The sequence below is a fragment of the Pseudaeromonas pectinilytica genome (assembly GCF_054780855.1).
On the sequence record NZ_BAAGVN010000043.1, the window covers coordinates 1 to 5,269 of the forward strand.

Annotated in this window: 5 protein-coding genes and 2 pseudogenes; all 7 read left to right on the forward strand. The window is 49.0% G+C overall.

Annotated elements, in window-relative coordinates:
• Positions 1-339 (forward strand): annotated as a pseudogene (locus ACYVG7_RS04050) (IS4 family transposase); the annotation flags it as partial.
• Between the two features lie 15 nt (positions 340-354).
• Positions 355-525 (forward strand): annotated as a pseudogene (locus ACYVG7_RS04055) (type II toxin-antitoxin system Phd/YefM family antitoxin); the annotation flags it as partial.
• On the forward strand, positions 509-721 hold the full coding sequence (locus tag ACYVG7_RS04060; protein WP_420361469.1) for a Tn7-like element transposition protein TnsE: 213 nt from the start codon (positions 509-511) through the stop codon (positions 719-721). The pseudogene ACYVG7_RS04055 and the gene ACYVG7_RS04060, both read left to right, overlap by 17 nt.
• Positions 722-895: 174 nt before the next feature.
• Positions 896-1,810 carry a WYL domain-containing protein gene (locus ACYVG7_RS04065; protein WP_460881958.1) on the forward strand — a complete coding sequence of 305 codons (915 nt, stop codon included), beginning with the start codon at positions 896-898 and terminating at the stop codon, positions 1,808-1,810.
• A complete protein-coding gene (locus tag ACYVG7_RS04070; RefSeq protein ID WP_460881959.1) occupies positions 1,810-3,309 on the forward strand; it encodes a type I restriction-modification system subunit M in 1,500 nt (499 codons plus the stop codon). Before ACYVG7_RS04065 ends, ACYVG7_RS04070 begins: the two co-directional genes overlap by 1 nt.
• Positions 3,306-4,808: a type I restriction-modification system subunit M gene (locus ACYVG7_RS04075; protein WP_460881960.1), complete on the forward strand. Its 1,503-nt coding sequence runs from the start codon at positions 3,306-3,308 to the stop codon at positions 4,806-4,808. Before ACYVG7_RS04070 ends, ACYVG7_RS04075 begins: the two co-directional genes overlap by 4 nt.
• The gene (locus ACYVG7_RS04080) at positions 4,809-5,213 is read left to right on the forward strand and encodes a restriction endonuclease subunit S (RefSeq protein WP_460881961.1); all 405 of its coding nucleotides are present in this window, start codon (positions 4,809-4,811) and stop codon (positions 5,211-5,213) included. It begins immediately after the preceding gene.
• Positions 5,214-5,269: the final 56 nt, after the last annotated feature.

Sequence of the window (5,269 nt, forward strand, 5' to 3'; positions counted from 1 at the left end):
CAGCTCAGAGAAAGCTTCACGCTGCCGCAAGCACTCAGGGCGCAAGGGCTGCTAAAGGAAGCGGAACACGTAGAAAGCCAGTCCGCAAAAACGGTGCTGACCCAGGATGAATGTCAGCTACTGGGCTATCTGGACAAGGGAAAACGCAAGCGCAAAGAGCGCGCCGGGAGCTTGCAGTGGGCCTACATGGCGATAGCCAGACTGGGGGGCTTTATGGACAGCAAGCGAACCGGAATTGCCAGCTGGGGCGCCCTCTGGGAAGGCTGGGAAGCCCTGCAAAGTAAACTGGATGGCTTTCTTGCCGCCAAGGATTTGATGGCACAGGGGATCAAGATCTGATCAAGAGACAGTGCCGAACCTGTGCGCGTCATGTGCCGAGATGCACCCGACATTGTCATGGTCGATGCTGGTGAATATGAGGCCATGTTGGAGAGGATCTATCTGTTCAGCAATCCCGCGAACGCCGTTCACCTCAACGAATCATTGGCACAGTTGGAGCGCGGCGAAGTTGTCACGGTGGATTGAGCATTTCACACAGATTCGCAAAGGCATTGTTGCAAAATCGATTGCCTGGCCGAACGAATTGTTGGACTCCCTCTTCGGCGAGCTCAACCAGGTTGGCATTAATCACCCTAAGCACCAGGGGGCTGAGGCTGGCAATATACCAGTGGAGTCGATAGAGGGCTGGGCGTTGAGATTTGTGCATCTATTAAACCAATAATAAATTACATATCAAAAGGATAGTGGTCATCATATTGACACGCACTTGTGTATCAATTACAAATACAGACTACAAAGATAGTTGCATGCGGCCTTCAGTGGTTACCAGCGCTAGCGACCCGGCTCAGCAGCTTGAGAGCATGAATGTTTTAGCCGATAGATAACAAGGAATAGAATGCCCAACGCACAAAACATCGATGAACAGTTGGCGGCAGTTAACCAGTCTCAGCGGGAGCGCCTATTCCACATCGATTTCAAACTCTACTTCCTGGGTTCGGTGAACCGCACTGATCTGGTATCACGTTTTGGCATCAAGGAAGCAGCGGCCTCTCGCGACCTCTCACTCTATAAAGAGCTTGCTCCCAGAAACATCGAATACGACACCAAAGCTAAAACTTACATACAGCGCGAAGGTTTTACCCCGCTTTTTGAATACACCGGCAGTCAGACACTTGCGGCCTTGCTACATGGCTTTGCCGATGACTTCGTTGGCAATCAGAAACCCATTGTCGCCTGTGAGGCTCCTACACAGCTTAATTTCCCCAATATCGCCACGTTGGCCTGTATCACGTGCGCTATTCATAACAAACAGCTTTTGAAGGTTCGGTATCGGTCATTGTCGAGCGGTATCAGTGAACGAGAGATCGTGCCTTTTGCTCTGGTCGATAATGGGTTGCGTTGGCATGTTCGCGCATACGATAGAGCCCGGAAGCGTTTTGCCGATTTTGTTGTAAACCGCATTGAGTTGCCGATCCGTATAGAGGAAGAAATCCCCGCAGAGCAAACCAAATCGGCTGACAACCAATGGAACAGAATCTTAGACCTGAACGTTGTTCCGCATCCTGGGCTGACTCACCCAGACACCATCGCAACCGAGTATGGGATGGTGAACAACATGTTAAAAATCCAAGTTCGAGCAGCTACTGCTGGCTATGTGCTGCGTCACTGGAAAATTGACTGTTCAAAACAGCACATCTTGTCCTGCGATGAATATCATTTATGGCTACAAAATACCGCAATGTTATACGGGGTAGACAATCTGCTGCTCGCGCCCGGTTATGAGCCTGAAACTCAAGAGAACAAACAGTAATGACGTTGATATCCCAAAAAGACTTAGAAGCACACCTTTGGCATGCTGCCCATATTATTACCGGGCCTATTGACGCTTCTGACTACAAAACATACATATTTCCAATCTTATTCTTTAAGCGTATCTGCGATGTATACGATGAAGAGTTTCTCGAAGCGATGGAAAAGGTTGGTGATGCTGAGCTTGCCAAAGGGGATATGTTCCACCGCATCCAAATTCCTGCATATTGTCATTGGAAAGATGTCTTTGCCGAAACCAAAGATATTGGCCAGGCACTGAAAGAGTCATTTCGTGGAATTGAACTCGCGAATCCAAAGTTACATGGCATATTTGGTGATGCCAGTTGGACCAACAAAGAACGCCTATCAGATGAGCTACTGATTACGTTGCTTGACCATTTCAACAAAGTAAATCTAGGTGTTGCCTCAGTACGCGACGACGACATGGGCCGCGCATACGAATACCTCATTAAACGCTTTGCTGATAAAACCAACAAAAAAGCCGGTGAGTTCTATACCCCGCGTACCATTGTGCGCTTAATGGTGAACATCCTAGACCCGCAAGCAGGCGAAAGTGTTTACGATCCTGCCTGTGGTACGGGCGGCATGCTGCTAGAAACCATTCACCACGTTAAAGACAATGGTGGAGATCCCCGCCTGCTCAAAATCAAAGGCCAGGAAAAGAACCTGACCACTGAAGCCATTGCCCGTATGAACCTCTTCTTGCATGGCCAGGAAGATTTCGACATCGTCCGTGGCGATACCCTGCGAGAGCCCAAATTTTTGGTCAGTGATCGCCTGGAAACCTTTGATTGCGTTATCGCCAACCCACCGTTCAGTTTAAAGGAATGGGGTTACGATCTTTGGTCGGCCGATCCGTATGGCCGCAACCAATATGGTCTGGCACCCAAAACCAATGGCGATTTTGCCTGGGTACAACATATGTTTGCATCCTTGAACGACCATGGCCGCATGGCGGTGGTATTGCCCCATGGTGTGCTGTTCCGTGGTGGGGCTGAAGGTCTCATTCGTGAGCATTTACTCAAAGAAAATCGCATTGTTGCGGTAGTCGGTGTTGCTTCTAACCTGTTCTACGGTACCGGCATTCCGGCCTGTATTTTAGTGCTGCGCAAACAACGGCCTGATGCACACAAGGATCACGTGCTAATCATCAATGCCGAAGAAATATTCACCAAGGGGCGGGCACAGAATTCCTTGTCAGAAACCCAAGCGGATGACATTTACGACATCTATCGAAAAATGCGCACCAAAGGCCCTGAAGCAAATGACATCGACGGGGTAGCGCGTTGGGTTCCCCATAGTGAGATTGAAGAAAACGACTTCAATTTAAATATTGCACGTTATGTACAAAAACCTCTTGAAGAAGAAACCATCACGGTGGAAGAAGCACTAAAAGACTTCCAGCAAAAGCTGGCCTCATTAGAAAAAGCAGAAAATGAACTAGAGGCCCTGCTTATGCAAGAAGGGTTTGAACTATGAGCGCATTAAATAAGAAAAAATTAGAGGATTTACTCTGGGGGGCCGCCGAGTTTTTGCGCGGCCAAATCGATGCATCAGACTACAAGCAGTACATCTTTCCGCTGCTGTTCTATAAGCGTCTGTCGGATGTGTACTTAGAAGAATACACTGAGGCTCTGGAGATCCACGCAGGCGATGCCGAATATGCCGCCATGCCCATGCACCACCGTTTTGATATTCCGCAAGATGCGCGCTGGGAAACGGTTCGTCACACCAGTAAAAACATTGGCGAGGCCATTCAAACTGCGCTGCGCTTAATTGAGGCCAATAACCCGCGTTTGCATGGGGTGTTTGGTGATGCCCAGTGGACCAATAAAGAGCGCCTGCCTGATCACCTGTTGGCCGATCTCATTGAGCACTTTAGTAAAATTCCATTGGGTATTCAGTCGGTCGCCCAAGATGACCTGGGCGAAGCCTACGAATACCTGATTAAAAAGTTTGCCGACGACTCAGGCCATACCGCTGCCGAGTTTTATACCAACCGTACCGTGGTGCATTTAATGACCCGCATTATGGGCTTAAAACCCGGTGAAACAGCCTATGACCCGACCTGCGGCACCGGTGGTATGTTGCTTAATGCGGTAATGGATTTGCGTTCTCGTGGTGAAGAATGGCGAAGCGTTCATTTGTATGGCCAAGAGGTCAACTTGCTCACCTCGGCCATCGCCCGTATGAATATGTTTCTGCACGACATTGAAGAGTTCGATGTACTGCGCGGTGATACGCTGGCCGAGCCCAAGTTTATTGAAAACGATCGGCTCAAACAGTTTGATGTGATTTTCGCCAACCCGCCTTATTCCATCAAAAAGTGGAACCGTGACAAGTTTGCCGCCGATCCATATGGCCGCAACCTCTACGGTGTGCCGCCACAAGGCTGTGCCGACTATGCGTTTTACACCCATATCATCAAAAGCCTAAAACCCGACACGGGCCGCGCTGCGATGCTCTGGCCACACGGCGTTTTGTTCCGTGATTCCGAGCAAAGCATCCGTAAACAAGTCATTGAGTCGGACATTATCGAAGCGGTGATTGGCCTTGGGCCCAACCTGTTTTACAACTCGCCGATGGAATCTTGCGTGGTGGTGCTTAATTGCAATAAACCCGCCGAGCGCAAAAACAAGGTGTTGTTTATCAATGGGGTGGAACACGTTACCCGCGAGCGCGCCCACAGCCGCTTATCGGATGAGGATTTATCCGTGTTATGCGAGGCTTACTTTACGCCCGAGAAGCAAAGCGAAATTACCGCTTTGGTGGATATCGACACCCTTAAAGAGAACCTCTACAACCTGTCTATCCCGCTGTATGTGCAAGCACAAAATAATGGCGAAGTGCACGATATTGAACATGCCATCGAGGCATGGAAAGTTAGCCGTGTGCAATTGAAAAAGCAGACCAATAAGTTATTCCAAAGCCTTGCTGAGCTGGGGTTTGAGACTGAAGTTAGCAAGGTGGAGCAGTAAATGAGCGAGCAACAATTACCCGACGGCTGGCAAACAGTAAAGTTTGGCGATATCGCCAAACATATTTCCAAACGTGTCGAGCCCAGTGAAACTGACCTTGAAATCTATGTCGGGCTGGAGCATTTGGATTCAGATAGTCTAAAAATTAAGCGCCACGGTGTGCCAAGTGATGTTGAAGGCCAAAAGCTTCTGGTGAAAAAGGGTCAAATTATTTTTGGTAAGCGTCGCGCCTATCAGCGCAAAGTAGCTGTCGCAGACTGGGATTGTATTTGTTCGGCACATGCGATGGTGCTTGAGGCAAACCCTAAAAATGTAATTCCTGAATTTCTGCCGTTCTTTATGCAGTCTGATGTTTTTATGAGCCGGGCTGTGGCCGTATCGCAGGGCGAACGCATGAGTGTCTAGTTTTTGAGCGATACGGATAATCCGGCAATCAGCACCTTCTCCAAGTGTTCTGTTTT

Bases quoted from the DNA above. Each gene is read 5' to 3' on its own strand.
- ACYVG7_RS04065 (WP_460881958.1), top strand. From the start codon at position 896: ATGCCCAACGCACAAAACATCGATGAACAGTTGGCGGCAGTTAACCAG.
- ACYVG7_RS04080 (WP_460881961.1), top strand. From the start codon at position 4,809: ATGAGCGAGCAACAATTACCCGACGGCTGGCAAACAGTAAAGTTTGGC.
- ACYVG7_RS04075 (WP_460881960.1), top strand. From the start codon at position 3,306: ATGAGCGCATTAAATAAGAAAAAATTAGAGGATTTACTCTGGGGGGCC.
- ACYVG7_RS04070 (WP_460881959.1), top strand. From the start codon at position 1,810: ATGACGTTGATATCCCAAAAAGACTTAGAAGCACACCTTTGGCATGCT.